22 protein-coding genes are annotated in these 25,566 nt (G+C 70.4%); 8 read left to right on the forward strand and 14 right to left on the reverse strand.

Translation table 11 applies throughout. The annotated features are described in order from the left end of the window. Positions 1-108 precede the first annotated feature (108 nt). Entirely contained in the window at positions 109-1,335 is a 1,227-nt protein-coding gene (locus OG587_RS26660) for a leucine-rich repeat domain-containing protein (protein ID WP_329079895.1), read from the reverse strand. A 372-nt stretch (positions 1,336-1,707) separates the two neighbouring features. On the opposite strand from OG587_RS26660, the gene OG587_RS26665 reads away from it, so the two are divergent. The 3 genes from OG587_RS26665 to OG587_RS26675 all read left to right on the forward strand — a co-directional run bounded on the left by OG587_RS26665 (position 1,708) and on the right by OG587_RS26675 (position 5,296). Then, positions 1,708-2,880: a UDP-N-acetylglucosamine--N-acetylmuramyl-(pentapeptide) pyrophosphoryl-undecaprenol N-acetylglucosamine transferase gene (locus tag OG587_RS26665; RefSeq protein WP_329079896.1), complete on the forward strand. Its 1,173-nt coding sequence runs from the start codon at positions 1,708-1,710 to the stop codon at positions 2,878-2,880. Between the two features lie 454 nt (positions 2,881-3,334). Next, positions 3,335-4,162: a methyltransferase domain-containing protein gene (locus OG587_RS26670; protein WP_329079898.1), complete on the forward strand. Its 828-nt coding sequence runs from the start codon at positions 3,335-3,337 to the stop codon at positions 4,160-4,162. A gap of 177 nt (positions 4,163-4,339) precedes the next feature. Next, positions 4,340-5,296 carry a DUF1731 domain-containing protein gene (locus OG587_RS26675; protein WP_329079900.1) on the forward strand — a complete coding sequence of 319 codons (957 nt, stop codon included), beginning with the start codon at positions 4,340-4,342 and terminating at the stop codon, positions 5,294-5,296. A gap of 156 nt (positions 5,297-5,452) precedes the next feature. Here OG587_RS26675 and OG587_RS26680 read toward each other — a convergent pair whose 3' ends face one another. Further along, positions 5,453-6,343 carry an NAD(P)-dependent oxidoreductase gene (locus OG587_RS26680; RefSeq protein ID WP_329079901.1) on the reverse strand — a complete coding sequence of 297 codons (891 nt, stop codon included), beginning with the start codon at positions 6,341-6,343 and terminating at the stop codon, positions 5,453-5,455. Further along, complete coding sequence (locus OG587_RS26685; protein ID WP_329079903.1) at positions 6,336-7,232, reverse strand: NAD(P)-dependent oxidoreductase; 897 nt, start codon at positions 7,230-7,232, stop codon at positions 6,336-6,338. The genes OG587_RS26680 and OG587_RS26685 overlap by 8 nt, the downstream gene beginning before the upstream one ends. A gap of 133 nt (positions 7,233-7,365) precedes the next feature. Between OG587_RS26685 and OG587_RS26690 the strand changes: the two genes are divergently transcribed. Further along, positions 7,366-10,455: a BTAD domain-containing putative transcriptional regulator gene (locus OG587_RS26690; protein ID WP_329079906.1), complete on the forward strand. Its 3,090-nt coding sequence runs from the start codon at positions 7,366-7,368 to the stop codon at positions 10,453-10,455. Positions 10,456-10,744: 289 nt separating this feature from the next. On the opposite strand, the gene OG587_RS26695 is transcribed toward OG587_RS26690, so the two are convergent. Next, positions 10,745-11,107, reverse strand: a complete 363-nt coding sequence (locus tag OG587_RS26695) for an ester cyclase (RefSeq protein ID WP_329079908.1) — start codon at positions 11,105-11,107, stop codon at positions 10,745-10,747. A gap of 126 nt (positions 11,108-11,233) precedes the next feature. Between OG587_RS26695 and OG587_RS26700 the strand changes: the two genes are divergently transcribed. Continuing rightward, complete coding sequence (locus OG587_RS26700) at positions 11,234-11,857, forward strand: TetR/AcrR family transcriptional regulator (protein WP_329079909.1); 624 nt, start codon at positions 11,234-11,236, stop codon at positions 11,855-11,857. Positions 11,858-12,054: 197 nt separating this feature from the next. On the opposite strand, the gene OG587_RS26705 is transcribed toward OG587_RS26700, so the two are convergent. After that, a complete protein-coding gene (locus OG587_RS26705) occupies positions 12,055-13,035 on the reverse strand; it encodes a quinone oxidoreductase family protein (protein WP_329079911.1) in 981 nt (326 codons plus the stop codon). 148 nt (positions 13,036-13,183) lie between these two features. Between OG587_RS26705 and OG587_RS26710 the strand changes: the two genes are divergently transcribed. Then, complete coding sequence (locus OG587_RS26710; protein ID WP_329079913.1) at positions 13,184-13,849, forward strand: TetR family transcriptional regulator; 666 nt, start codon at positions 13,184-13,186, stop codon at positions 13,847-13,849. A gap of 119 nt (positions 13,850-13,968) precedes the next feature. Here OG587_RS26710 and OG587_RS26715 read toward each other — a convergent pair whose 3' ends face one another. The 8 genes from OG587_RS26715 to tnpA all read right to left on the reverse strand — a co-directional run bounded on the left by OG587_RS26715 (position 13,969) and on the right by tnpA (position 21,928). Then, positions 13,969-14,532: a dienelactone hydrolase family protein gene (locus tag OG587_RS26715; RefSeq protein ID WP_329094029.1), complete on the reverse strand. Its 564-nt coding sequence runs from the start codon at positions 14,530-14,532 to the stop codon at positions 13,969-13,971. Between the two features lie 230 nt (positions 14,533-14,762). Further along, positions 14,763-15,032 carry a hypothetical protein gene (locus OG587_RS26720; RefSeq protein ID WP_329079915.1) on the reverse strand — a complete coding sequence of 90 codons (270 nt, stop codon included), beginning with the start codon at positions 15,030-15,032 and terminating at the stop codon, positions 14,763-14,765. Positions 15,033-15,113: 81 nt separating this feature from the next. Further along, on the reverse strand, positions 15,114-16,982 hold the full coding sequence (locus tag OG587_RS26725; protein WP_329079917.1) for an ABC transporter ATP-binding protein: 1,869 nt from the start codon (positions 16,980-16,982) through the stop codon (positions 15,114-15,116). Then, the gene (locus OG587_RS26730) at positions 16,979-17,488 is read right to left on the reverse strand and encodes a hypothetical protein (protein ID WP_329079918.1); all 510 of its coding nucleotides are present in this window, start codon (positions 17,486-17,488) and stop codon (positions 16,979-16,981) included. The genes OG587_RS26725 and OG587_RS26730 overlap by 4 nt, the downstream gene beginning before the upstream one ends. A gap of 59 nt (positions 17,489-17,547) precedes the next feature. Continuing rightward, positions 17,548-18,084, reverse strand: coding sequence for a MauE/DoxX family redox-associated membrane protein (locus OG587_RS26735; protein ID WP_329094031.1), 537 nt, complete (start codon positions 18,082-18,084; stop codon positions 17,548-17,550). 103 nt (positions 18,085-18,187) lie between these two features. Further along, entirely contained in the window at positions 18,188-18,376 is a 189-nt protein-coding gene (locus OG587_RS26740; protein ID WP_329079920.1) for a hypothetical protein, read from the reverse strand. A gap of 78 nt (positions 18,377-18,454) precedes the next feature. Next, positions 18,455-21,370 carry an AfsR/SARP family transcriptional regulator gene (locus OG587_RS26745; protein ID WP_329079922.1) on the reverse strand — a complete coding sequence of 972 codons (2,916 nt, stop codon included), beginning with the start codon at positions 21,368-21,370 and terminating at the stop codon, positions 18,455-18,457. A gap of 141 nt (positions 21,371-21,511) precedes the next feature. After that, entirely contained in the window at positions 21,512-21,928 is a 417-nt protein-coding gene (gene tnpA / locus OG587_RS26750; protein WP_329079923.1) for an IS200/IS605 family transposase, read from the reverse strand. 22 nt (positions 21,929-21,950) lie between these two features. On the opposite strand from tnpA, the gene OG587_RS26755 reads away from it, so the two are divergent. Continuing rightward, positions 21,951-23,174, forward strand: a complete 1,224-nt coding sequence (locus OG587_RS26755) for an RNA-guided endonuclease InsQ/TnpB family protein (protein ID WP_329079925.1) — start codon at positions 21,951-21,953, stop codon at positions 23,172-23,174. A gap of 13 nt (positions 23,175-23,187) precedes the next feature. On the opposite strand, the gene OG587_RS26760 is transcribed toward OG587_RS26755, so the two are convergent. Next, a complete protein-coding gene (locus OG587_RS26760; RefSeq protein ID WP_329079927.1) occupies positions 23,188-23,646 on the reverse strand; it encodes a S26 family signal peptidase in 459 nt (152 codons plus the stop codon). Between the two features lie 693 nt (positions 23,647-24,339). Here OG587_RS26760 and OG587_RS26765 point away from each other — a divergent pair. Further along, positions 24,340-25,484, forward strand: a protein-coding gene (locus OG587_RS26765; RefSeq protein WP_329083762.1) for an IS3 family transposase whose coding sequence is annotated in 2 segments (ribosomal slippage) — positions 24,340-24,553 and positions 24,553-25,484 — 1,146 coding nt in all. Because the reading frame shifts where the segments join, the coding sequence is not laid out codon by codon here. The last annotated feature ends 82 nt before the right edge of the window (positions 25,485-25,566 follow it).

The following is a 25,566-nucleotide window of genomic DNA, read 5'->3' on the forward strand; positions in this document are numbered from 1 at the left end:
CCCCGCCCGACCCCCGCGCGGCACCGCCCGACCCCCGCGCGGTCCGGCGCGGCGGGCGGTCCGGGAGGGGTGGCCGGGGGGAAACGCCCCTTCCGGGCCGAATGCCGGTCAGCCGACCGGGCCGGGACCCCGCCCGATCATCCGGTCTCCGAGCCTGGCGACGAGCTGGGCGCGTACGTGGGAGGGAAGGGCGCAGCCGTGCGCGATGAGGGTGTCGAGCGCGGGCAGGTCGAGGAGCACGGCCCAGTCCTGGACGTCGTCGCAGTAGGAGACGTCGAGATGGCGGAGATCCTTCAGTGCCTGGAGCGGGGCCAGCGACCGCACGGGCGTGTTCCTGATCGACAGGTGTTCCAGGGTACGGAGGCCCTCGATGCCGTCCAGGCCGGTCAGCGGCGTGTGCTCCAGATCCAGCCGGGTCAGCGAGGTGAGGGCCGAGATGTCCTCGGGGACGCGGTGCAGGCGGCTGCCGGACAGATCGAGCTCCTCCACCCCGGAGGGCGAGGCCAGGGCCGAGAGCAGGAGCGCCGGGGGCGGGAGGATCACCGGCCGGGGCTGGGCGAGCACCGGTGATCGTCCGGCGGCGGCCTCCTGCAGCACACGCCACCTGTCCACCGGCGCGCCCTGCCCGCCGAGCCGGACGTAGCCCGAGGGCAGCCACGGCGCCAGCCGCTCGGCCACGATGTCGGCGCGGTCACCGGCACCGATGACCCCGGCCCGCAGCAGGCCGTAGTGCTCGTACGCGTGCTCGGCGGGCACGAACAGGTCCGCCACGATGTCCCCGCCCGCGACGAGGACCCCGTCGTTGCCCGAACAGAAGATCACTCCCGCGGCGACGGTACCGAGCACCAGATGGTCCGCCGTGCTGTGGATCGCGCGGGCCCGCAGGTCACCGGCGACCGCGAGGTAGCTCTCCGAGACGTCGCCGTCGTCGAGCAGCCCCTCCACAGCCAGCCCGCCGATCACGATCAGCGGAGCCTTCACGTCGAGCCCGCCGGGGACGTACGTGTCGCCGAACCAGATCGTGGCCCGGTGCACGATCCACCCCGACTCCGTCCGCTCCGCACCGTCGGGGAAGACCGAGGGCGTCTCGCCGGGAAACGCCAGCGACCACGCCTGCGCGAACAGCAAACCGTAGACGGGGGGCATGATGTGGTGCGGCCACTCCCCGGCCTGGGCCGGTCGACGTAACCAGGATCCGATCGGGTGCAACTCCTCCGTGATGTCACCAAAATAGTCCAGCGCCTCCGCGCCGGCCCCGGCCTGCTGCCGGAGCACCGTCAACGCGTCACCGAGACGCTCCGACGCCCCGGAGAAATGCTCATCCGTCAGATCCATGTCACATACCGTACTCATCGCGACGAATTCCGAAAGCCGTTCGGATGACGCTCCCGGATGGTGGGCGTGTCGGGAACCACCGGGTGCGACCACGCGGCGACGAAGGGCAAAGTGGATCTTCCCCGGGACCTCGGGTACCGTGCCCGGGGCCCCTGAGCACTCCGGCGCGGCCCGCGAACACGGACCGAGTGTGAACATGAACACAAAACGCGCGGCCCCGGGTACGGGCCGAGTGTGAACCTGGGCGCGGGCCCGAACGCGGACCCGAACATGGACTTGAACATGGGCCGGGCGGCGATCGAGGACGGGCCCGAGAGGGTGCCTGGCAGGGGCCGAGCACGGACCAGCGTGATATTGGAAGGATGGAGACATATGGAGGCCGGAAATCGCCGGACCCTGCGGTTGCTCGTCACCGGAGGCGGGACCGGTGGTCACACCTACCCCGCGCTGACCACCGTCGCGGCCCTGCGCGACCACGCCGCCGCGCGGGGGCTCGACCTGGACGTGCTCTGGGTCGGTACGGCGGCCGGCCTGGAGGCCCGCGTCGCGGCTGAGCACGGCATCCCGTTCCGCGCCATTACGGCGGGGAAGCTCAGGCGCTCGCCCAACCCGCGAGAGCTGGCGACCAACCTCGCGGACATGTTCCGGATCCCGGTCGGCGTGTTCCAGGCCTTCGGCATCGCCGCCCGCTACCGCCCCGACGTGGTGCTGTCGACCGGCGGGTACGTGTGCGTGCCGCTGGGCGTCGCCTCGCGGGTGCTGGGCCGGCCGCTGGTCATGCACGAGCAGATCACCTCGCTCGGCCTGGCCAACCGCATCCTGTCGCGGTTCGCCCGGCGGATCGCGCTGACCCACCCCTCCTCGATCGAGCACCTGCCCGCGGGCGTGCGCGACCGGGCCGTCGTCACCGGCAACCCGGTCCGCCCCCACCTGCTGCGCGGCAACGTCGACGCGGGGCGGCGCCACTTCGGGCTCTCGTCCGACCTGCCGTTGGTCTACGTGACCGGCGGGGCTCAGGGGAGCCGCCAGATCAACACCATGGTCGAGGCGATCCTGCCCGAGCTGCTCTCCCGCGCGCAGGTGATCCACCAGTGCGGCCCCGGCTGGATCGCCCAGCTCACCCGTACCGCCGCGGGGCTTCCCGTGGGGTTGCGCGACCGCTATCACCCGGTGCCGTACGTCGGCGCCGAGCTGGCCGACGTGCTCGCCGCCGCCGACGTCGTGGTCTCCCGCAGCGGGGCGGGCACGGTCGCCGAGCTGACCGCGGTGGGCAAGCCGTCCGTCCTCATCCCCCTGGTGCCCTCCGCCGCCGACGAGCAGCGCCAGAACGCCCGCTACCTCGCCGAGGCGGGCGCGGCCAGCGCCCTCCTGGAGAACGGCCCCACCGCCGACCGGCTCCTGGCCGAGCTCGACGCCCTCCTGCGGGACCCGCGGGCCCGCGCCGTCATGGCCGGTGCCGCCGGTGCCCTCGGCCGAGTCGACGCCGCCGACAGCCTGGCCCTGGTGCTCCTGGAGGAGGCGAGGATGGAGGACAAGGCCGGCTGATCCCGATGCCCGGTGGGCCGGTGTCGGGTGTCTCGGGGAAAGCCGTCCGGCAGGACGGGACCGTGACTTCCCGGCGGGCGCGGCGCCGACCGCGAGGAGAACCGGTCCGGATCGCGGCGGACCCGAGGTCCGGCGGAGCCGTCGCCACGGTCCGCGGGGCCGCTCCGGTGTCCGCGCGAGGGACGTGTCTCATGGCCGAAGGTTTACCGAACAGGCGGTGCCGGCCCGGCACCTGCCGGGGCGTGGCCTGAGTAATCTGGCGACCGCACGCGGTGAAGTGCGGTGGAGCCGAGAACACCGCACCGCGAGCGTTCGTCCCGGGATTTCCAGGAAATGTCGCGGGTGGGTGACCGTGCGGTCTCACCCGGCCGCATGCTCCCAGGCAGGCGCGTCTTTCATGGGGCTTTCCCGCCACGGGGTTCCACGCAGACCGCCCCTGAGAGACAGGTTGGTTATGGCCCGTCAGGAAAAGCTCTCGCCCGAGGTGATCGGCGAGATGTACAACCAGCTCACCGATTCCTGCGCCGACGCGTTCGGCGGCAACCTGCACGTCGGCTACTGGACGGACGACCACGACGAGGCGCCCGCCGCCCAGGCGACGGACCACCTCACCGACCTGGTGGCCGAGCGCCTGGAGGTCGTTCCCGGGGAGCGTGTCCTGGACGTGGGCTCGGGCACCGGCAGACCCGCCGTGCGCATCGCCGTGGCGCGTGACGTCCACGTCACCGGGGTCACCCTGAGCGAGTACCGGGTGCGGCTGGCCGAGGCCCGCCCCGAGGCGGGCCGGGGGCAGGGACACGCCGACTTCCAGCTCGCCGACGCGATGTGGCTCCCCTTCGACGACGACTCCTTCGACGCCGCGTACGCCATCGAGTCCCTCGCCCACATGGAGAACCCGGCGGCGGCCCTCGGCGAGATCGCCCGGGTGCTGCGTCCCGGCGGGCGGTTCGTGGTGGGGGAGTGGTATCTGCTCGGTCCCCTCGCCGGTGACGACGCCGCGGACGTGGAGCACTTCTCCCGGAGCTTCGACGTCCACTTCCTGCCCACCGTCGACGAGTTCTACGAGGAGATGGACCGCGCCGGATTGAAGATCGAGATATTCCACGACATATGGGCAAATATCAGCCGGTCCTTTCAGCTTGTGGGTGAGATCCTCCCGGCCTCCGCCGTCCGGCTGGGAGGCGAGCTCGCCGAGCAGCTCACCGCGTGCGGGGAGATATACCGGCGCTTCGGGGAGATCCCGCAGATCAGCTACGCCCTGTTCACCGCGGTCCGCCGCTGAGAGCCCCCCCGAGGTTCGGGACGGGCGCCGAGTCGGCGCGAGGTGCACCACCCCGCGGTCCTTCCGGTTCCGCGGCCCGGAACCGTGCCGGGTTTCCCCGGACGTGAGCGTCGACCCACTTTCGAACACGTTCAACTCGCTGCGCTAGGCTCGTCCCACCTACCTAGGGGAAGCCTTATGAAGCTAGTGATACCCGGGGGAACCGGGCAGGTGGGCACGATCCTGAATCGCGCGCTGACCGTCGCGGGCCACGAGGTCGTGGTCCTGACCAGGCGGCCGGTGCGCGACCGTGAGGTCCGCTGGGACGGCGAGACCCTGGGGCCGTGGGCGGAGGAGATCGACGGCAGCGACATCGTGGTCAACCTGGCCGGACGCAGCGTCAGCTGTCGCTACACCGCGGCCAATCTGCGGGCCATGATGGATTCGCGGGTGCGCTCCACCCGGGTTGTGGGTGAGGCGATCGCGGCCGCCGCGCGGCCTCCCCGGGTCTGGTTGCAGATGAGCACCGCCACCGTCTACTCCCACCGCTTCGACGCGCCCAACGACGAGGCGACCGGCGTGCTCGGCGGCACCGAGCCCGGCGTCCCCGGCTACTGGGCCTCCAGCGTTGAGATCGCGAAGGCGTGGGAGCGGGCGCAGGAGCGAGCCGAGACCCCGCACACGCGCAAGGTCGCCCTGCGCTCCGCCATGGTGATGAGTCCCGATCGTGGCGGCGTCCTCGACGTCCTGCTGCGACTGGCGCGGCTCGGCCTCGGCGGCCCGGTCGCGGGCGGCGCGCAGTACGTGTCCTGGATCCACGACCGCGATTTTGTCCGCGCCGTCGAGTTCCTGGCCGGCCGGGACGACCTCGCCGGGCCGGTGAACCTCGCCGCCCCCGACCCCCTGCCGCAGCGTACGTTCATGCGCGTGCTACGCGCCGCGTGGGGTGTTCCGGTGGGTCTGCCCGCGACGAGGTGGATGGCCGAGCTTGGCGCGTTCGCGCTGCGCTCGGACACCGAACTCCTGCTGAAGAGCCGCCGGGTCGTCCCCGGCCGTCTGCTCGAGGCGGGTTTCGCCTTCGACCACGCCCGATGGCCGGAGGCCGCCGGCGACCTCGTGCGGCGCGTGCGCGGCGGGCCCGGCCTCACCGGGTGAGTCTCCGGCTCCCGCCGACCGCCGACCGCCGACCGCCGACCGCCGACCGCCGACCGCCGACCGCCGACCGTCAACGGTCTCGCCGTTTCGCACCCGGCCCGTACGAGCAGGCTCGTCCTCCGCCGCCACGCGACCGGGCCGGCCCGCGCCCTGTGGTCATCGCCGCGGGGTGTCTTGTGACCTCAGCAGCTCGAACACGCTGGAGAAGCTGTCTTGGCCGTGACCGTCGGCCGACCGCTTGTCGAGCAGGGTCTTCAGCGGTTCGTGGACGTCGGTGGCGATACCGTTGGCCCTGCTGAGGTCGATGAGACCGTCGATCCCGGCCCGGTTCAGGTCGACCGTGGAGACCCCTTCCGCGTACGCCGCAGACCCGGCCTCGCGCGCCAGCTCGGGCAGGAACCCGGCCATCCCGTGCAGCCATCGGGCCGCCAGCGGGGCGAACACCTCGGGGGTGGTGCCCACCGAGTCGAGCAGCGCCGCGGCGTGCAGGAATCCGGCGAGGGCCGCGTATCCGGTGCCCAGCAGGGCCAGGTCATGGACCTCCGCGGCCCCGGGGTCCGCACCGAAATAGTGTGCCGGGGCCATCACCTCCAGCTCGCGCCGGTAGGCGGTGAAGGCGTCCTGGGAGCCGCTGTAGAGGAAGAAGCCCTCCGGGGTGGCGACGGTCTGGGGGAGGGCCATCATGGCGCCGTCGAGATAGTCGGCGCCGTGCCCCCCGGCCCAGGAGGCCAGCTCCCGGGCGTGGTCGGGGGTGCTGTTGGCGAGGTTGACCAGGGTACGGCCCCGCAGTGCGGCGGTGGCGGGCCCGAGGGTCTGCCGTACGGCGTCGTGATCGAGCAGCGGGGCGATCACCAGCGGGCCGGCCGCCACCGCCTCGGTGACGGTCGCCGCACGGACGGCGCCCTGTGCGACGAGCGCGTCGGCCTTGCCGGCGGTGCGGTTCCATACGGTGGTCGGGTAACCGGCGTCGAGGAACGCGGTCGCGATCGGCGTGCCCATCCGGCCAAGACCGAGGACCGTCACGGGCGGCTTCGCTCGCTCAGACATTCCGCTCGCCCTTCGTGATCGTCTCGACGACGCTGGCGATGCCGCTGACGCCGTGCCCGATGGCCGCCGTCCGCTTCAGCAGGGTCTCGATCAGGTCCGGCACGTCGGTGCCGATGCCCTGGGCCCTGCTGGTGTGCACGAGGTGCTCCATCGCCGCCGCGTGCACCTCCACGGTGCCGTCGTCGTTCGGGAAGCGGCCGTCCTGGATCTGGCGGGCGTGGTCGGTCATCAACGAGGTGACGAACGGCATGTGCCCCGCCGCCACCGTCGCGAAGACGGTCGGGTCGACGCCCGATGCGCCCACCAGGGCGACGGCGTGGTAGAAGCCCGCCAGCGCGCCCCAGGCCAGGCCGAACAGCGCGGTGTCGTACACCGGGGCCAGTGCCGGGTCGGCGCCGAGGTGTACGGAGTTGCCCAGGCTCGCCAGCACCGCCCGGTGCGTGGCGAAGGCCTCCGGGGAGCCGCTGAAGACGAACAGCGCCTCGGGGCGCCCGACCAGCCGGGTGCCGCTCATGGCGGCGCCGTCGAGGTAGCCGGCGCCGTGTCCGGCCGCCCAGTCGGCTGTCCGGGCGGCTTCCTCCGGGGTTCCGGAGGTCAGGTTCACCAGCACCCGGCCGCGCAGGCTCTCCGCCACCGGCCCGAGCAGGTCGTCCACGGTCGTGTAGTCCGGCAGGCAGACCACGACCAGAGGGCTTGCGGCGACCGCCGCCTCCGCGGTCGCCGCACGGACGGCGCCCTGTGCGACGAGTGCGTCGGCCTTCGCGGCGCTGCGGTTCCACACGGTCGTGGTGTAGCCGGCCGCGAGGAACGCCTGGGCGAGCCGGGCCCCCATCTGCCCCAGGCCGATCACCGACACCGCGGACCGCTCGTGGTTCTCGTTCTTCGACATGCGATGACTCCTTGTTTCCCTAGGCTGCCTTCACCGAGCCGGTTCGTTCGGTATGACTTCACTGTGCCGACCGGCGCTGTCGGAACCCTGTCGAGCCGCTGTCGGTCCTCGGGCGGCCGGTTACCGTACAGCCATGTACTTCTCCGTGCTCGGTCCCCTCACCGCCTGGACGACCGCCGGACACGCGGTCGACGTCCCCGAGGCGAAGGTGCGCGCACTGCTGGCCGCCCTGCTCGTCCACGCGGGACGCGCGGTTTCGGCGGACCGGCTGGTGGACGACCTGTGGGGCGACCGGCTGCCCGGCAACCCGGCCGGCGCGCTGCAGACGAAGGTCTCCCGGCTGCGCCGTGCCCTGGCGCTGGCCGAGCCCGGGGCCGAGACGCTGGTGGAGTCGAGGCCCCCGGGATATCTGCTGCGTGTCGGCTCAGGAGACGTGGACTCCCACCGGTTCGCCGACATGACCGCCGCCGCGTACGACACCGAGGACTCCCGCACCAGGGCGGACCTGTTGACGGAGGCCCTGGCGCTGTGGAAGGGGGAGGCCTTCGCCGACCTGGGCGACATGCCGTTCCTGCGAAGCGCGGCCGGGCGGCTGGAGGAACAGCGGCTGACCGCCTTGGAAGCGCTCGCCGAGACCCGGCTGGAACTGGGCGAACACCACGCGCTGATCGGCGAGCTGGGTGAGCTGGCGGTCCGCCACCCGCTGCGCGAGCGGCTGCGCGCCGTACAACTCCGGGCGCTGTACCAGGCCGGACGGCAGTCGGAGGCGCTGGCCGCCTATACCGGGCTACGGAGACAGCTGGCCGACGAACTGGGCGTGGACCCGGGACCGGAGCTGGCCGCCCTGCACCAGGCGATCCTCGAGCACGACGCGGCGCTGGAGGCGGCCCCGGTCTCCCGGAGACGGACGTCCGCGGACCTGGCGGCCCCGCTCACCGAGCTGGTCGGCAGGAGGGAGGCGGTTCACGCGGTACGTGAACTGCTCACCGCCCACCGGCTGGTGACGCTGACCGGCCCCGGTGGAGTCGGCAAGACCCGGCTGGCGGAGGAGGCGGCCGGTCAGGCGGCCGGCGCCTACCCCGAGGGGGTCCGGATGGTCGGCCTCGCCGGATCCACCGAGGTGGCCGAGCAACTGGGCGCCGCTCTGGGCATACGCGAGGAGGGGACGGCGGGACTGGAGGACGCGCTGCGTTCGAGGCGCTTCCTGCTGCTGCTGGACAACTGCGAGCACGTCATCGACGCGGCGGCCGATGTCGTACGCCGGATCCTGGCCGCCGTACCCGGGTTGAGCGTCCTGGCCACCAGCAGGGAACCCCTCGGTCTGGCCGGAGAGGCGGTGTGGACGGTGCCGCCGCTGCCGCAGGCCGACGCCGAGCGCCTGTTCGCCGTACGCGCCGCGGCCGCCGCGCCCGGATTCGTGGTCACCGAGCACAATGCCGAGGCCGTCGCGACGATCTGCCGCCGCCTCGACCGCATCCCCCTCGCGCTGGAACTGGCCGCCACCCGGGTCCGTGCGCTCGGCGTACACGAACTGTCCGCTCGACTGGACGACAGGTTCCGGCTGCTGGCCGGCGGCCAACGCGGCGTGCCACCGCGCCAGCGGACCCTCCGGGCGGTGATCGACTGGAGCTGGGAGCTGCTCGGCGACGACGAGCGAACGGTCCTGCGCCGTCTGGCGGTCTTCGCCGACGGTTGCACCCTCGAGGCGGCCGAGGTGGTGTGCGGCGGTGACCAGGACGTCCTCGACCCGCTGATCCGGCTGGTGGACCGCTCACTCGTCACCGTGGTCGACGGCCCCCGGTACCGGCTGCCGGAGTCGATAGCGGCGTACGCGCTGGAACGCCTGACGGAGGCGGGCGAGCTCGAAGCCCTCCAATCGCGCCACCACGCCCACTACACCGAACTGGCCGAACAGGCCGCGGCCCAACTCCACGGCCCCGACCAGCAACGCCGGCTGACACTCCTTGATCAGGAAAGCGCCAACCTGCGCGTCGCCCTGGAGCGCGCCGTGCGGCGGAAGGACGCCGCCGGGGCGATGAGCATGGCCCTCGCCTTGACCTGGTACTGGTTCCTGCGCGGCCGTCTGAGCGAGGCCCGGCGGTCGCTGGACGAGACCCTGCGCGTCACCGGCGACGTCCAGGCCGCGCTCCGTACCCAGGCCGTCCTCTGGCACGCCGGGTTCACCCTGCTGGCCGGGGAGGTACGCAACGGTCCGATCCGTCCGTCCGAGGTGTCGGCCGACGGCCAAGCCGGTTGCGCGCGTGCCGAGTGGTTCCTCGGCTACGCCTCGCTCAGCGCGGGTGAGGACCTGGCCCGCAGCGAGACCCTGGTGAACCGCGCCCTGACCGGCTTTCGCGCGGCCGGTGACCGCTGGGGAATCGCCGCGGCCCAGAGCACCCGGGCCACGCAGGCCCTGCTGCGGGGCGACCTCGCCGCGCTGAGCCGCGACGCCGAGGAGGGCCACGCGCTCTTCGAGGAACTCGGCGACCGCTGGGGACAGCTGCAGACCACCTATCCGCTGGCGGCGCTGGCCGCGATCACCGGCGACTACGCGCGCGCCGCGCGACTGCACCAGGTGGGTCTGCAGCTGGCCGAGGAACTGGGCTTCTGGACGGACGCCGCCGACCGGATCACCGGGCTCGGCAGGGTCGCTCTCCTGACCGGTGACTTCCGGCAGGCCACGGAGTTTCACCGGAAGGCGATGGCCCTGGCCGCCGAGCACGGCTACGCGGCGGGCGAGGTCCACGCCGAGATCGGCCTCGCCCTCGGAGCCCGGCGCGCGGGTGACTTCGCCCTCGCCGAGAAGCATCTCCGCAACACCCTCTCCTGGCACCGCGAAGTCGACTTCGGCCCCGGCCCCGCCCTCCTCCTCGCCGAACTCGGCTTCCTCGCCGAACAGCGCGGCGACGCCTCCGAGGCACTCGCCCTGCACCGCCAAAGCCTCGCCGTCGCCCGCGACGGCGGCGACCCCCGGGCCCTCGCCCTCGCCCAGGAGGGCCTGGCCGGCGCGTACGCCCTCGCGGGTCAACCGGTGCGGGCCGCCCGCCTCCTGGGCGCGGCCACCCGGGCCCGCGAGTCCTCCGGAGCCCCGCTGCCGGAGAACGAACGCGGCGACGTGGATCGCATCACCGCCAGGGTTCTGGCGGCTCTGGGCAGGGAGAGGTTCGCCACAGAGTTCTCCGCCGAGTTCGCCACCGGTGTTGACGACGGTTCTGACGTGTGACGGGACCGGCGGCGGGCGCGAGTCGCGGTCACACCTCGCCGTCGTCGAGCTCGCGGTGCAGTTGCCCGCGCTTCCCGCGGGTAATGCCGGTCAGCCATTCTCAGTACGTGAACCGACGCACCGTTTCGTATCGGCTGAAATAAGCCCTGTCTGGTCTGGTGTTGTCGATCAACCGCCTATGAGCAATATGTCGCCCGTGTTCAAGAACACGATTCCAATCGCGGCTGACGACAGCGCGGTTGCGGCGATCACGATCCAGTGGGTGGCCGGCCGGTGAGGCAGCGGAGACTCAGCGACGTGGGTCCGGACCCTCGGTGACGCCCCAGGTCTCCGCGAGCCGGCCGTTGTCGATGCGGAAGATCTCGATGAGCATGGGCCGGACGTCGCTGCCCTGGGCTGCCATCCCCTCGACGGACGAGCGTACGGCGACCTTGTCGCCGTCGATCAGGATGTCGTCGGCGAGAACGCGCATGGCCGGGAACCGGGCGACGACCTGGCGCCAGGCCTCCTTGCCCGCTTCGAACCCGGTGGCACCGAGCGGGTGGTTGAGGAAGCCGGGGGTGAACAGGTCGGCTGCCTGGTCGAACTGCCGGGTGTTGAAGCATTCCTGCATCCGCAGCACCAGGGCGCTGGCTTCCTCGCGTGTGGTCATCGGAGTGACCTCCTCGTGTTCGGTCGGGCCTGGTCATGGTGAGACGGCGCGCTCACATAAACGGGGCAGCGCCCCGCTTATGTGAGGCAGCATACGGGGTGTCGCCCCGGTTAAGGTAGGGGTGAGATGTCCAGCCGAACGCCTGAACGCACTTCAGCCGAGCCGCCGACGGCTCCCGGGAACGACCGGGAGCTACGGGCCGACGCACGCCGCAATCGTGAGCAGGTACTGCGGACCGCGCAGCACCTGTTCGCCTCACAGGGCCTCGGTATCTCGCTCGACGAGATCGCCCGCCGCGCGGGTGTCGGTCCCGGCACCGTCCACCGGCACTTCCCCACCAAGGAAGCGCTGTACCTTGCCGTCTCGATCGACCAGATCAGACAGCTGGTAACGAAGGGAGAGGCACTCACCGGCACCGACGATCCGGCCGCCCTGTTCACGCTGCTGTCGGCGATGATGGCCTCGGGTGCGGAGAACGCAGCGGTGAAGAGCGCACTCACGGCCGCCGAGTTCGACCTGCGAAACGCCGCTCCGGACGCCGCGGCAGACCTCACGCACCAGGTCGCACGCCTGCTCGATCGCGCCCATCGCGCCGGCGTCGTACGCCACGACGTAACAGTCGACGAGGTGATGGCAATCGTCGCCGGCGCCTTCGCCGCGATCCGCCACGCCGACGCGAACACCAGCCGCGAACGCTCCGCACACCTCGCCCAGATCATCCTCGACGGGCTACTGCCCCGGCCCCGATAGCAAGGCCCCGAGACATCCAGCGGACCCTCGCCCCGACCACCGCTCCACCCGTCACCAGGCCAAGGACCTCCACCCCGACGACGTCGCCGACACCAGATCCGCGCTGCCCGACGCCGCCGCGACCGCTGCGGCGGTGTCGTGCCGTTCGTGTGGCGCGACACTGACCAGCACGTCACTCCGCAAAGCGGAGCCGTCCCTCACGGGGTGAGGACGACGCGGCCGTTGGCCGTGTGGTTCTCCAGCCGCTCGTGGGCGGTCGAGGCATCCGCCAGGGGAAGGACCTCGATCGCGGTGTCGGCCAGGCCCGCGGCGACCGCTGTCAGCGCGGCCTCGGCCGCGGGCCGGATGGCGTCGGGGTGGGCCGGCAGGTAGGCGCCGGCGTTGAACCCGGCGACGACGACGTTGCCGTACCAGATCTGGTTGCCGTCGACGCGGTGGGTCCAGTCGCCGCCGGCGTTGCCGACCAGCAGGAGACGGCCGGACGGCGCGAGCAGATCCAGGCTCTGCGCGCGGAGCGTGCCGCCGACGGGGTCGATGATGACGTCGAACCTCTCGCCGCCGAGGGCGTCGGGCAGCTGGGCGGAGTCGACGATGGTGTCGTAGGGCAGCTTGGTGACGGCCGCCGCGCCCATTCTCTCGGCGCGGACCGTGCCGACCACGCGTGAGGCGCCCAGCTGCCGGGCGATGCCGGGGAAGGCGGCGGCGAGCGCGCCCAGCGCGCCGTGGACGAGGACGCTCTCGCCCGCGGACATGGTGATGGCGCGGGTGAGGGCGACGTGGGCCATGATCGCGTTGGGGACGACGGCGACCGCGAGGGCGGGATCGATGTCGTAACCCTGTGTCGACACGACCCACGTCTGGTCGCTGAGGTGCACCGACGCGTATCCGCCCGTCGCGGTGGCGGAGAGCGTCACCACCTTCTCGCCGACGGTGAAGCCGGTGACCCCCTCGCCGAGCGCTCGCACGGTGCCGGCGACCTCGAGGCCGGGAACGTACGGCGGTCGCGGCAGTCCTTCGCGGTCTTTGTACAGCCCCTGCCGGATGTAGACGTCGATGAGCCCGACGGCGGCGTGGGTGACGTCGATCGCGACCTGACCGGGTCCGGGCGTCGGATCCGGCAGGTCGGCGACGGCGAGCACATCCGGTTCGCCGAACCGGGTGACCTGAACGGCCTTCATGGCGATCCCCCTTCAGTAACGCACCCCATGATGCGTTAAGTCGACCGTACCATGGGTGTACGAAATAGCGCATCTTGGGGTGCGTTATGTGTGTGGGGTGCCACACCGCCGCGGAATAGCGCATCGTGAAGCGCGTTATTCTGGCGGGATGCGTCAGAGGGCCCGATCGGCCGAGGACAAGGCGCGTCGCGCCGAGGATCTGCTGGCGGCGGCGGAGGCGGTCGCGCTGGAGCTCGGCGGCGTCCGGTACGTCACCCTGGCCGCGGTCACCGAACGGGCCGGTCTTCACCGCACCGGTGTGCGGCGGTATTACTCCAGCAAGGAGGAGTTGCTCCTGGAGCTGGCCGAGCGGGGATGGGGCCAGTGGCGTGACGCGATCAGGGGTGAGGTCGGTGATCGCACCGGACTCGGGCCGGCGCGGACCGCGGCGGTGGTCAGCGGGACCCTCGTCTCACTGCCGGTGTTCTGCGACCTGCTGACCCACGTCGCGCTGCACCTCGAGGGCGACGTCGACGTCGAACGGGCCCGCCGGTACAAGACCAACGCCACCGCCGCCCACGACGAGATCGCGGCCACGCTGGATCACGCGAGCGGCATGACGCTCGAGCAGATCGGCAGCCTGCTGGCGGTGGCGGTCGTGCTGGCCGCCGGCTTCTGGCAGGTGTCCCATCCGACTCCGACCCTCGCGGCGTTGTACGAGGAGGTGCCGGCCTGGGGCCACGCCGCGCTCGACTTCGCCCCGCGGCTCGACCGCCTGCTCGAGGCGTTCGCGATCGGACTCACCGCGGCGATCACCCCGGCCGGCGCGAGCTAGCGCTCCGGCCACCGGGGTGGACGATCGACGTATCCCAGGGCGCCGGTCCGGAAGGCGGCCGGTCGCGGAGCGTTCGCGCGGTCCAGGGCCACCTCGACGACGACGTTCGTCGCGCTCGCTCACCGTGCCCGGAGAAACGTCAACGTTCGCCGCAGCAGCAGCCCGGCCGCTTCCGGGTCGTAGGACGGCAGCGAGCTGTCGGCGAAATAGTGCTGGTCGCCGGAGTACAGGTACAGCTCGGCGTCGGGAGCCTCCCCGATGAGCGCGTAGGCGGCCTCGGCGTCACCCTCGCCGTGGAACACGGGGTCCTCGTCCATGGAGTGGATCCGCACCGGGACCTCGGCGGGCCACGGCCCGAAGTAGGCGGCCGGGACGCAGGAGGAGACGAGTATGGCGCCGCGGGCGCCCGGCCGCGTCTGGGCCAGCTTCTGCGCGTTCAGCACGCCGAGGGAGAACCCGAGGAAGGTGACGGCGGCCGGCAGGTCCGCCACGGCGCGCGCGCCGCGATCGAGGATCTCCTCGACACCGGCCTGTTCCGAGTACGCCAGGCCGGCCTCCATCGTGTCGAAGGTCCGCCCCTCGTACAGGTCGGGCGTGTGCACGGTATGTCCCTCGGCCCTGAGGTCCTCGGCGAAGCCGATGACGCCCGGGGTGAGGCCCTGGGCGTGATGGAAGACGACCATTTCGGCCACTGTGGCCACCTCCGTGATGTCGGCGCAAAACCGGCGTTTCGGGGAGATCCCGCAGATCAGCTACGCCCTGTTCACCGCGGTCCGCCGCTGAAGTCCCGTGGACCCTCCGGGGCCCGGAAAGACACCGCGATCCCGTCCGGCCACTCCGGCCCGGGCGGGATCGCGTTACTTCGCGATTGGGAACAGCCCGATTCTCATTCTGATTGCTTTGGATGGGATTGTCACCAAGCAAGTGTCCACATCAGTAGCGGGGGCTGCGACGATGTCCGATCCTGACGGCCTGGACCAGGCACGACGAAACCTTCTGGCGGACAGCGGCAGACGGCACTGCCGGCCACGCTCTTCGGCTCACACAAGATCAAAACATCGTCGGTCTGCACCAGCTGGTGCGCGACCGTGAGCTCACGCCGCTCCAGGTCGACGTCCAGCCAGCGCAGTCCGGCCGCTTCTCCTCGCCGCAGGCCGTGCGGCGCCACCAGCCACCACAGCATGACAACCAGTCCTCGGGCACGTGCGTAGGACCCGGCCTAGGGACGGAGATCAACCGATATGGTGACCCGCCTCGCACACGGTCACTGAACGTCGGCATCCTCGCGATAGCCCCTGGCCTGCACCTCGAACAGCTGGGAGTACCCTCCGCCTGCGGCCATGAGGTCGTCGTGCGTTCCCCGCTCGACGATCCGGCCGTCGCCGAGTACGACGATCAGGTCCGCGTCGCGGACAGAGCCGAGCCGGTGCGACACGAGCAGGCTGGTGCGCCCCATGCGATGCTTGCGCAACCGCCGGTGCATCTCGTACTCGGCCTGCGCGTCCAGGCCCGAGCTGGGCTCATCGAGGATGAGCAGGTCGCGCTGCTCGCGCACCATCGTGCGGGCCAGGGCCAGACGCTGCCACTGGCCTCCGGAGAGCAGCACCCCGGTCTGGGCGTCATCCTCCTCCTCGTCCCCGAAGAAGATCCGGCTCAGTAGCGTGTCGTAACCTCGGGGCAGCGCCTCGACGATTTCGTGGACATCCGCCATCCCGGCGGCGGTCTGGATCCTGACGCGGTCGGACAGAGCCTCGATCTCCCCCACCCCGATGTTCTCCGCCGCGGTCAGGTCGTAGCTCATGTAGTCCTGGAAGAGCACGCCCATCCTGGCGCGCAGCTCGGCAGGCGGTACGGCGCGCAGGTCCACGCCGTCCCAGAGGATCGCCCCCCGGGACGGATCATAGAACCGGCAGAGCAGCTTGATCAAAGTGCTCTTGCCGGCCCCGTTGAGCCCCACCAGTGCGACCGACGCGCCGTACGGGATCGTCAGGTCGACTCCCCTCAGCACCCATGGATGGCTCTCGTCGTATCGGAACCACACATCGCGCAGCTCGATGCCCCGCCGCAGCGCAGGCAGCGTGGCGGACGGTCCCTCCGTGGAGCGACGCGGCGGCGGCAGGTCGTCGGGCAGCGATGTCACCTGCTCGTGGTGACCGAACAGGGACAGCGCCTGACGGGCGTTGGCCGCGTTCTCCACCAGCGCGATCAGCGCACCCTGCGTTCCGGCCACGGCGGCGGCGAACGCGGTCACGTCGCCGAGGGTCAACCGGCCGTCCGCCGCGGCGTACACCGCCCAGATCAACCCCACGCCGCTGACCGCGGCGGAGAGCACCGCGAGCAGCGATTGGGTGAGCGCCTCCTGCCGGTCCAGCCGCCGTTCACCGGCCTGGACGGTGGACAGCTCCCCGAACATCCGGTCCTTGAGGAAGCCGCCCAGCCCGAAGAGCCGGACCTCTTTCGCGGCCTGCACATCGGTGATCAGGGAAGAGTAGAAGATTTGCCGCCGGATCGACGTGGACTGCCCGGCGATCATTATCATCCGTCGCTTCTCCAGCGACAGCCGGGCGATCAGGGCCGGAATCGCCGCCAGCGCCACCAGTCCCGCCATGAGCGGGCTCAGCACGGCCAGGGCGGCCAAGAGGCTGACCAGCATGATGGCATTGCGCCCGATATCGAACAGACCCGAGGTGATGGGCGCCAACGTGCTTCCCGAAGCCTGGGTGGCCAGGCGCAGCCCGTCCAGGAACGCCGGATTCTCGAACCTTGACAGGCCCTGGAATCCGTTCACCGCCGTGTACAGGCGGTCCTGCATCAGACGATCCAGCCTACGCTCCGACTCAGCCCGCAGGTACGCGGTGAGCTGCGGCAGCACCCCGGAGACCAGCCCGATGGCGGTGAGGCCGCTGACCGGCAGCAGTACGAGATCGGGGCGACCGGCCGCCAGCCCGTCGATGAGAAGCTTCGTCATCCACACGGTCCCCGCGGGCAGCAGGCCGCCGACGACGGTGACCGCCAGCTGGGACGCCGCCAGACCGGGGCCGGCCCGCCAGCACAGTGACGCCACCGTGCCGACATCTCGCAGCCGCAGCCGACCTCCACCTGGCTTCGCGGCCAAGGCCGGAGATGTCGTCACCTCGCCGACGTCATCTCGGCGAGGGCCGAGAGCTCCGTCTGCGCCTCCACGATCGTGCCGTCCGGGCCGACGCGCAGGAATGTCGGGAAGGCTTCGACGCCGATCGCCTTCACCAGACTGTCGGCGCGTTCGGCCGTGATGACGCTCGCCACGCCGCCGACCGCCTTGAGGAGGTCGTCGATCTTCGGACCGTCACCGGAGACGACCGCCATGGCGGTGTGGGTGCGGGCCGCGACGGCGAACTGTGGCGCGTGCTCGTGGCACGCATCGCAGTTGACGTCGAAGAACGCCACGAGCTGCGGCCGGTCGACACCATCCGTGTCGGTCTGGGGCAGGGTGCGCCCGACCAGGGCTCCCGGGTTGTAAGGAGCGAATCGCGGCTGTCCGGCGAGGCGTGCCAACTCGGCGGAGTGCTCGCGAAGGCGGCGCAGTACCGCGAAGGTGAGCAGCAGGTCGAAGGCGCAGAGCACGCCGACCAGCACGACGGCGGTGATCAGGAAAGTCATCGGACAACCTCGTTCAAGGACATCGGGCTTAGGGACATCAGGCCGGCACGCCTCGCACGTCAGCGCGGCGAGACGGAAGTGGTGAACAGGCCCACCAGGTCATCGAGGCGCACCACGATCAGGGCGCCCACGGCGGCGGTGGCCAACGCGAGGGCGACACCGGCCGGGTGCGCCGCGGATCCGGCGTCGCCGGCACCGGCCGCGAACCCGATACAGCCGACCGCCACCAGAACAAGATTGCGCACCACGTGTGTCCGGCCCAGCGGGGTGACGGAAGCGCCGAAGCACCGGCACGGCGTGTGCCGTCCCCGTCGCAGGGCGGCCGAGATACCAGCGGTCAGGACGATGAGCAACGCCGTCGCAGCCGCGAAGCCCAAAAGCAGGGTGTACGGCAGCACGAGTGCGAGGATCACCACGGCCTCCGCCCCCAGCACGGCGTACGCCGCCGCCACGGACCTCGCGCGCGGGAACATCCCGAGGGCCACGATCGAGGCCACGAACTCGTCGAGCGCCGCCCGCCCGCGAACCTTGCCCACCAGCGCGATCACGAAGACGCCGGCCAGCAACGCCTGGCATGCGATCATCAGGTAGAGCATCTTCACCGTCTCATGGGTCGTACTGTCCGGCGTGTTTCGCGGATCCCCGTGTGGTGAGGACCCGCGAAACACGCTCGGAGCCCGGACTACGGGGTCGGCCCGGTCAGCAGCGTCCGTGCTTCTCGCAGCCCGACACGCAGCCGGTCGTACCGCCGACGACGTGGCAGAGCTTGGCGTATCTGGTCGTCCCCTGGCAGTAGCAGGTCAGCCAGTAGGAGGAGTCGGCCTTCGCGGTCGCCTTCGGTACCAGCTTCTCAAGGAGGTGGTCGCCGAGCTTTCCCAGAACGTTCATGTTGGTTCAGTCCTTCATCGAGCGATGCGGGCAGCCGAAACATTATTTTGGGGACATACAGCCGCCGATACAGCCGCGCTACAACCGGGCGGTGAGCAGCATCTCCAGCACCGGATCGCGCCGCATTCCGGGCATCGCGAAGAGGTCCTCGGCCCTGCGGGCATCCTCCGCCGCCGCATGCGAGTCGCCCAGCGCGGCACGCGCCCTGGCGAACTGGCGAGCGGCGGCGGCCTGGCCGTAGGTGTCACCGACCTGAGCGGTCAGCTCCAGCGTCCGGGCCAGGTCGGCCACAGCCGCGGCGGGATCACCGTGCCGTAGCCAGATCTCGGACCTGCTGAGCAGCACTTCCCACTCGTCCTCCCGGTTGCCGGTCTCCCGGCAGCGGCTCAGCGCGACCTCGAACGTGGCCAGTGCCTCGCCGCGACGATCGAGCAGGCAGTAGGCACGTCCGAGCGCGGCCAGGGTGATGCTCTCCCCGAACAGGTCACGGTCCGCCCGTCGGACGGACAGGCACCGTTCGAAGCAATCGGCTGCCTCTGGCAAGCGGCCGAGCTGGAGCAGGACTTCGCCCAGGTTGTGCCTGACCATGCCGGCCCGGTTCGATCCATGTGCCTCGATCAGCCGCAGCCCCGCGGTGATGTGGTCGAGGGCGTCATCGAGATCACCGGTGCGCATGCTCAGCCAGCCAAGGTTGTGCAACGCCAGCCCTTCGGCCTCCTGGTCGCCCAGGTCGCGCCGGAGTTCGAGGGCGCGGTGCAGGCAGTCGCGAGCGGCGTCGATCCGGCCGGTGCGCCATTCCACCACCCCCAGCGTCGTCAGTGTGAACGCCTCACCGGTCCTGTCACCAAGCCGCCGCGCCACCTTGATGGCGAGCCGGGCCATGGTCTCAAGCTCCCGCCAATGACCGCGGTTTGTCGCCCGAGCTTTGACCAGCGGCATCAGATCGGTGACGAAGCGAGCGACCTCGGGTTCCCCCGTCGCAGCCTGGGTGACGGCCGCGACCAGGCACGGCACCTCGATTTCGAACCACCGCACCGCCTCCGTGGTGCTCCAGAAGGCCACGCCTGTGTCCCGTCCGTCCGGCAGGCCCCCTTTTGGCCGCAAGTGCGGTTCCATCAGGTCTCTCACCTGCCGGCACAGCTCGAGGTACCAGTCCAGCGCGCGCCGGACGGCCCGTACCCGATCAGCCTGCGGATCCTCGGCCACGGCCAGCTCGGAGGCGAACAGCCTGAGGAGGTCGTGCATGCGAAATCGCCCGTCGCCGACCGGCTCCAGCAGGCGAACCTCCGTCAGCTCGTCGAGCGCCGCCTCGGCCACCTTCAGCTCGACGTCGAGCAGCGCGGCGGCGAGCTCAAGGCTGACCTCCGGCACATCGAGCACTCCGAACAGCCGGAAGGCGCGCGCCGCCGCGCTCACGCTGCTCCTCAGCGTTTCGTAGCTGACCTCAAAGCAGGATCGGATGGCCAGGTCAGCGGCCTGCAACTCGTCCAGGCGATGCTGTCGGCTCAGCAGCCGCTCGCCGAACCGCTCGAGCGACCAATCGGGGCGGGCGGCCAGACGGGCGCCGGCGATGCGCAACGCGAGTGGGTGATAACCGCACCGGCGGGTGATGCCGGCCGCCGCCTCGGCCTCGGCGGTCACTCGCGACTGACCCGCCAGTTGCGCGAGCATCCGCACGGAGTCCGCCTCGTCGAGCACCTCGACGGCGACCTGCACGGCCTCCATGGTGGTCAGCGCCGCCCGGCTGGTGACCAGCGCCGCGCAGCCGCCGCTCGCCGGCACCAACGGCGCGACCTGGGCGGCGTCGACGGCGTTGTCGAGAACGATCAGGACTCGCCGGTCGGCCAGCAGAGACTGGTAATGAGTGGCCGCTTCCGCCGGCGCCGCGGGGATGTCGCCGTGCGGCACTCCCAGGGCCCGTAGGAAGCGGCCGAGCACCTCGGCGGCCTGCAATGGCGGCAGGCCTGGACTCGATCCCTGCAGGTCGACGTAGAGCTGGCCGTCGGTGTAGCGATCGGCCATGGCGTACGCCGCCCGCAGCGCCAGCGTCGACTTGCCGACCCCGCCGGGGCCGTGCAGCGCCAGGACCGGCGGTTCGGCACCCGCCTCCGGATGACCACGCAGCACTGTGAGCATCCGGGTGAGTTCGGTCGACCGGCCGACGAACACCGTCGGCTCCCGTGGCAGTTGACGTGGCCGGAGGCGCCCGTCCGAGGCTCCCTCGATCACGGTGTTCCCGCCGGTCGGTGGCCTGTCCGGCGACATCAGATCCGCGTCCCGGTGCAGGACCGCCTGTTGTAGCCGCCGCAGGTCCGGTCCGGGGTCGAGCCCGAGTTCCTCGGCCAGGACCCGGCGAGCCATCCCGAATACGTCCAGCGCGCCGACCACGTCGCCGCACCGGTATAACGCCACCATCAGCTGGCCGTACAGCCGCTCCCGCAGCGGATGCTGCCCGATCAGCTCGCGCAGCCGCCTGACCGCCTTCGTGTGCCCGCCCAGCATGAGCTGGATCTCCGTGTGCTCCTCCACCGCGCTGAGATACTGGTCGGTGAGACGGGCGACCACCTCCCGCAGGGCCGGCCCCAGCGGCACGTCCTCGGCGGCCGTCCCTCGCCACAGTGCGAGAGCTCGGGTGTACGCGTCCTGTGCGGTGCCGAGGTCCCGGCGGGCCAGCGCCTGGCGACCGTACGCGAACAGCGCCTCGAACTGGGAGAGATCGAACTCGGTCGGTTCGACCCGCAGCAGGTAGCCGGCCTCCGTGGTGACCAGCCGCTCGTCGGCCGGATCATCGGCGGAGGGCATCAGCCTGCGCAGCTGCATGAGGTAGGTGCGCAGGTTCGCCACCGCCGAGCGGGGCGGTCGTTCGTCCCACACCTCGGCCACCAGTGAACGGACCGGGACGACGTGCCCGGCACGTGCGAGCAGCATGGCGAGGACGGTGCGTTGTTTCGGTGCCGTGATCTGTACGGGTGAGCCGTCGACCTCGATCCGCATCGGCCCAAGGAGGCAAAACCTCAAGGTCATCCCTTCCTCGCCGGCCCTGGCGCCGGCTACCAGAATGCGGGTCAGTGCTCCGGCCTTCAGGCCGGGGGTGAAGGCCCGCGCGGGAAGGCCCTCTGAGGGCCTGAGCGTGCCCTAAGCCGGGCGGTTTTGCCGCTCGATGCACCGGCGCAGGACGCTGATCGGTACGCCGCCCACCGACCCGGCGAAGTATGAGCCCGACCACAGCCTGTTCGCCCGGTAACAGTGACGGGCCGGCTCGGGAAACTCGGTGCGCATCCTGCGTGAGGATACGCCCTTCAACGAGTTGACGAGTTTGGACAGGGCGATCTTGGGCGGGAAGTTCACCAGTAGGTGGACGTGATTGTTCTCGCCGTTGAACTCGGCAAGCTCGGTCTCGAAGTCGGCGCACACGTCCCGCATGATCTCCTCCATCCTGCTCAGGTGGGGGTCGGTGAACACCCGGTGCCGAAACCTGGTCACGAAGACCAAATGCGCATGCAGGGCAAAAACGCAGTGCCTGCCGGTCCTGATGTCTTCGTGTTCGGCCATAAACCAACGATAGAATTAACGGGTGCGGCTTCGTTACAACTACCGGGTGTATCCCGACGGCGACCAGCGTGCCGCGCTGGCACGGGCGTTCGGGTGCGCCCGCGTGGTGTTCAACGACGGGCTGCGTATGCGGGCCGATGCCCGCGCGGCGAATTTGCCATACATCTCGGACGGGGATCTGTCCAAGCGGATCATCACTCAGGCCAAGCAGACCCCGCAGCGGGCGTGGCTGGGCGAAGTCTCAGCCGTGATCCTTCAGCAGGCGCTCGCCGATCTGAACACCGCCTACCGCACCTTCTTCGCTTCCCTGGCAGGCAAGCGCAAGGGCCGCAAAGTCGGCCCGCCCTGGTTTCGGTCGCGCAAGGACTCCCGCCAAGCGATCCGGTTCACCAAGAACGCCCGGTTCACGGTCACCGAGTCGGGCCGCCTGCGGTTGCCGAAGATCGGGGATGTGCCGGTTCGCTGGTCGCGGTCGCTGCCGTCGGACCCATCCTCGGTGACGGTGATCAAGGACTCGGCGGGCCGGTACTTCGCGTCGTTCGTGGTCGAGACCTCCGACGAGCCGTTGCCCGAGACGAGCCCCGAGATTGGTATCGATCTGGGTCTGACGCACTTCGCGGTGATGTCGGACGGCGAGAAGGTGGACAACCCGCGCATCCTGCGGCGCGCGGCCAAGAAACTCCGCAGGGCGCAGAAGGCGCTGAGCCGCACGCAGAAGGGCTCGGCGAACCGGGGCAAGGCCAAGCTCAAGGTTGCCAAGGCGTACGCCAAGGTGACCGACACACGCCGAGACTGGGCACACAAGCTCTCCACCACGTTGATCCGCGACAACCAAGCGGTGTACGTGGAAGACCTTGCGGTGTCGGCTCTGGCGCGCACCAAGCTGGCCAAGAGCGTGCACGACGCGGGCTGGTCACAGTTCGTCGCCATGCTGGAGTACAAGGCCGTCAGGTACGGCCGCCACTTCGCCAAGATCAACCGCTGGTTCCCGTCGTCGAAGCTGTGCTCGGCGTGCGGCACCATCGCCACCTCGATGCCGCTCGACATCCGGTCGTGGACGTGCGGATGTGGTGCCACCCACGACCGGGACGTCAACGCCGCGATCAACATCCTCGCCGCCGGGCAGACGGAGAGGCTAAACGACTGTGGAGCGCAGGTAAGACCGGGACGTGTTCCGGCACCGCGCGAAGAAGCAGTAACCCACCCGCAGCCGCACGCGCGGCAGACGGGAATCTCCGTCCTTTAGGGCGGAGTGGATGTCAAAGGGCCGACCCGCCCAACCGGCGCAGTGCGACGCCGAGCACCTGGTCCGCGGGAAAGAACCCTCGCTGTCGGGAGTCGACACTGTCCGCCGGGTTGTCACCGAGGACCACCACCGCCCCGGAAGGCACCAGAGCCATGGCGGCACCGGCCGTGATCCCCGCCGGCACCGGATCACCGGGCAACGCGGCGACCCGCTTGATGTTCCAGCGTCGGCCGTCCGGACCGGACGGCCCGGGCATGTACCGACCGGAAGGATCCAGCGGAGGCTCGAGCACGACGACATTGCCCCGGCTCACCTGATCGAGCCGTCGCCGCCGCACCAGGACGCGGTCGCCGTCGGTCAGCGTCGGCGTCATGCTCGTTCCGTCAACGATGATCACCATATAGCTTCGGCGAGCCCAGGAAGCGCCCGCGGCCAAAAGGAGAACACCGAAGAGTAGCCCACCGATGATCAACGTCGCCGTACCTTTCCGATGCCGGTCCAAGGAAGGGCCGATCTGTTCCGGGGTAACGGTCTCCGCCGGCCGTGGGGCCTGTCAACCCGCGGCTCCCGCGCGGGAAAAAAGAGGGATTCCTTCCTGCTCGACCAGACCTCGGCATCGCGTTCGGTCGCGAAGGTCTCCGGAGCCCCGCGCTCCACGTCATCAGGCCCGGTATGGCGAGCCTGGAAACGACCGGACGGCAGCTCGTCCTGAGAGGCGCGTGGTCAGGTAACGGCCGCACGCCCCGACGATCCGGTCCGGCGAGCGGAAGGCGTTACGTGCCAGCCCGACCACGCCCGGCCTGTCGGGCGTCGCGTGCGCGCGCAGCAGAGCGGGGAAACCTCGCCTGCGCGGAAACCACTTGATCAACAACTCCTGCCGGCATCAACCCCGAATCCCGGCCGGATGGTCCCAGAACCTCGTACTCGCGAATACGACGTCCGGGTGATGACGGCGCCGTATCGGCAGGAGAGCGTGTGACGTATCGACGAACGCCCGACGAAAGGAACGTCTCATGCGTTCACGTAGACACCGTCTCCTGTTGATCACATCAGCGATGATTGGAGTTGGCCCGGTTTGGTGGACACCTGACCTCTGGGGAACCCTGGTTCCCGAAAGAAGGAGTTCACTGTGCCGAACAACTATCCGCCGGAGTTTCGCCGGCAGATGGTGGAGCTGGTGCGCGCGGGACGGTCGCCGGAGGAACTCGCCAAGGAGTTCGAGCCCTCCGCGCAGTCGATCCGTACCTGGGTGCGCCAGGTCGACCTCGATGATGGCCGCCGCCAAGACGGCCTGACCAGCGCTGAGAAGGACGAGCTGGTCCGGCTGCGCCGTGAGAACAAGATCCTCCGCGAGGAGAAGGAGATCTTGCGTAAGGCCGCGGTTTTCTTCGCGCGGGAGACGGATCGGCCGAGATGAAGTACCGGCTGATCGATGCGGAGAAAGACCACCACGATGTCTCCCTGCTGGCCCGGGTGCTGGGTGTGTCGCGCCAGGGCTACTACGCCTGGGCCAAGCGCGGCCCGTCCACTCGCGCCTGTCGTGATGCCGAGCTGACTGAGAAGATCCACCGGCACCATACGGCCTCTGATGAGGTGTATGGGGCGCCGCGCATCCACGCCGACCTGCGTGAGATCGACGGGGAGAAGGTGGGCCGCAAGCGAGTGGCCCGGCTGATGCGTGCGGCCGGGCTGGCCGGTGTCTCCCGGCGTAAGGGCTGCCGCACGACGATCGCGGATCGGCGGGCTGCAGCCGCGTCGGACCTGGTGAAGCGGAAGTTCGAAGCGGACGAGCCGAACCGGATCTGGACGGCCGACATCACGTATGTGCCGACCTGGCAGGGTTTCGTTTATCTCGCTGTGGTCTTGGACGTGTTCTCCAGGCGGATCGTCGGCTGGGCGATGGCCGACCATATGCGGACTGAGCTGGTGACCGACGCGCTGGCGATGGCGATCCATCAGCGCCGCCCCAGCGCCGGGGTGATCCATCACAGCGACAAGGGCAGCCAGTACACCTCGATCGCCTTCGGCCAGCGATGCGAGCAGGCAGGAGTTCGCCCCTCGACGGGTAGGACCGGGACGTGCTTCGACAATGCGATCACGGAGAGTTTCTTCGCCTCGCTGGAGTGTGAGCTGATCGACCGGCGGACCTTCCGTACCAGGTCAGAAGCCGAACGGGCCGTGTTCGCCTACATCGAGGGCTTCTACAACCCACGCCGCCGCCACTCCGCGAACGGCCAGCTCAGCCCCACCGAGTACGAACGCCGACACGCCCTTAAGAGCATTCAAGAAGACGGCTATGCTGCCGCGTAGCCGAAAGCCCTGACGTGTCTACTGAACCGGGGCAACTCCACCCGGCACCCTGGAGTTTCCAGAGCCAGACGAAGGCTCGGGC

It is taken from the genome of Streptosporangium sp. NBC_01469 (genome assembly GCF_036227305.1).
GTDB lineage: Bacteria > Actinomycetota > Actinomycetes > Streptosporangiales > Streptosporangiaceae > Streptosporangium.

Bases quoted from the DNA above. Each gene is read 5' to 3' on its own strand.
- OG587_RS26730 (WP_329079918.1), bottom strand. From the start codon at position 17,488: ATGACTTTCCTGATCACCGCCGTCGTGCTGGTCGGCGTGCTCTGCGCC.
- OG587_RS26715 (WP_329094029.1), bottom strand. From the start codon at position 14,532: ATGGTCGTCTTCCATCACGCCCAGGGCCTCACCCCGGGCGTCATCGGC.
- tnpA (WP_329079923.1), bottom strand. From the start codon at position 21,928: ATGGCCGAACACGAAGACATCAGGACCGGCAGGCACTGCGTTTTTGCC.
- OG587_RS26735 (WP_329094031.1), bottom strand. From the start codon at position 18,084: ATGCTCTACCTGATGATCGCATGCCAGGCGTTGCTGGCCGGCGTCTTC.
- OG587_RS26660 (WP_329079895.1), bottom strand. From the start codon at position 1,335: ATGGATCTGACGGATGAGCATTTCTCCGGGGCGTCGGAGCGTCTCGGT.
- OG587_RS26665 (WP_329079896.1), top strand. From the start codon at position 1,708: ATGGAGGCCGGAAATCGCCGGACCCTGCGGTTGCTCGTCACCGGAGGC.
- OG587_RS26720 (WP_329079915.1), bottom strand. From the start codon at position 15,032: ATGCTGTGGTGGCTGGTGGCGCCGCACGGCCTGCGGCGAGGAGAAGCG.
- OG587_RS26685 (WP_329079903.1), bottom strand. From the start codon at position 7,232: ATGTCGAAGAACGAGAACCACGAGCGGTCCGCGGTGTCGGTGATCGGC.
- OG587_RS26740 (WP_329079920.1), bottom strand. From the start codon at position 18,376: ATGAACGTTCTGGGAAAGCTCGGCGACCACCTCCTTGAGAAGCTGGTA.
- OG587_RS26710 (WP_329079913.1), top strand. From the start codon at position 13,184: ATGCGTCAGAGGGCCCGATCGGCCGAGGACAAGGCGCGTCGCGCCGAG.
- OG587_RS26680 (WP_329079901.1), bottom strand. From the start codon at position 6,343: ATGTCTGAGCGAGCGAAGCCGCCCGTGACGGTCCTCGGTCTTGGCCGG.
- OG587_RS26690 (WP_329079906.1), top strand. From the start codon at position 7,366: ATGTACTTCTCCGTGCTCGGTCCCCTCACCGCCTGGACGACCGCCGGA.
- OG587_RS26705 (WP_329079911.1), bottom strand. From the start codon at position 13,035: ATGAAGGCCGTTCAGGTCACCCGGTTCGGCGAACCGGATGTGCTCGCC.
- OG587_RS26695 (WP_329079908.1), bottom strand. From the start codon at position 11,107: ATGACCACACGCGAGGAAGCCAGCGCCCTGGTGCTGCGGATGCAGGAA.
- OG587_RS26745 (WP_329079922.1), bottom strand. From the start codon at position 21,370: ATGCGGATCGAGGTCGACGGCTCACCCGTACAGATCACGGCACCGAAA.
- OG587_RS26700 (WP_329079909.1), top strand. From the start codon at position 11,234: ATGTCCAGCCGAACGCCTGAACGCACTTCAGCCGAGCCGCCGACGGCT.
- OG587_RS26670 (WP_329079898.1), top strand. From the start codon at position 3,335: ATGGCCCGTCAGGAAAAGCTCTCGCCCGAGGTGATCGGCGAGATGTAC.
- OG587_RS26675 (WP_329079900.1), top strand. From the start codon at position 4,340: ATGAAGCTAGTGATACCCGGGGGAACCGGGCAGGTGGGCACGATCCTG.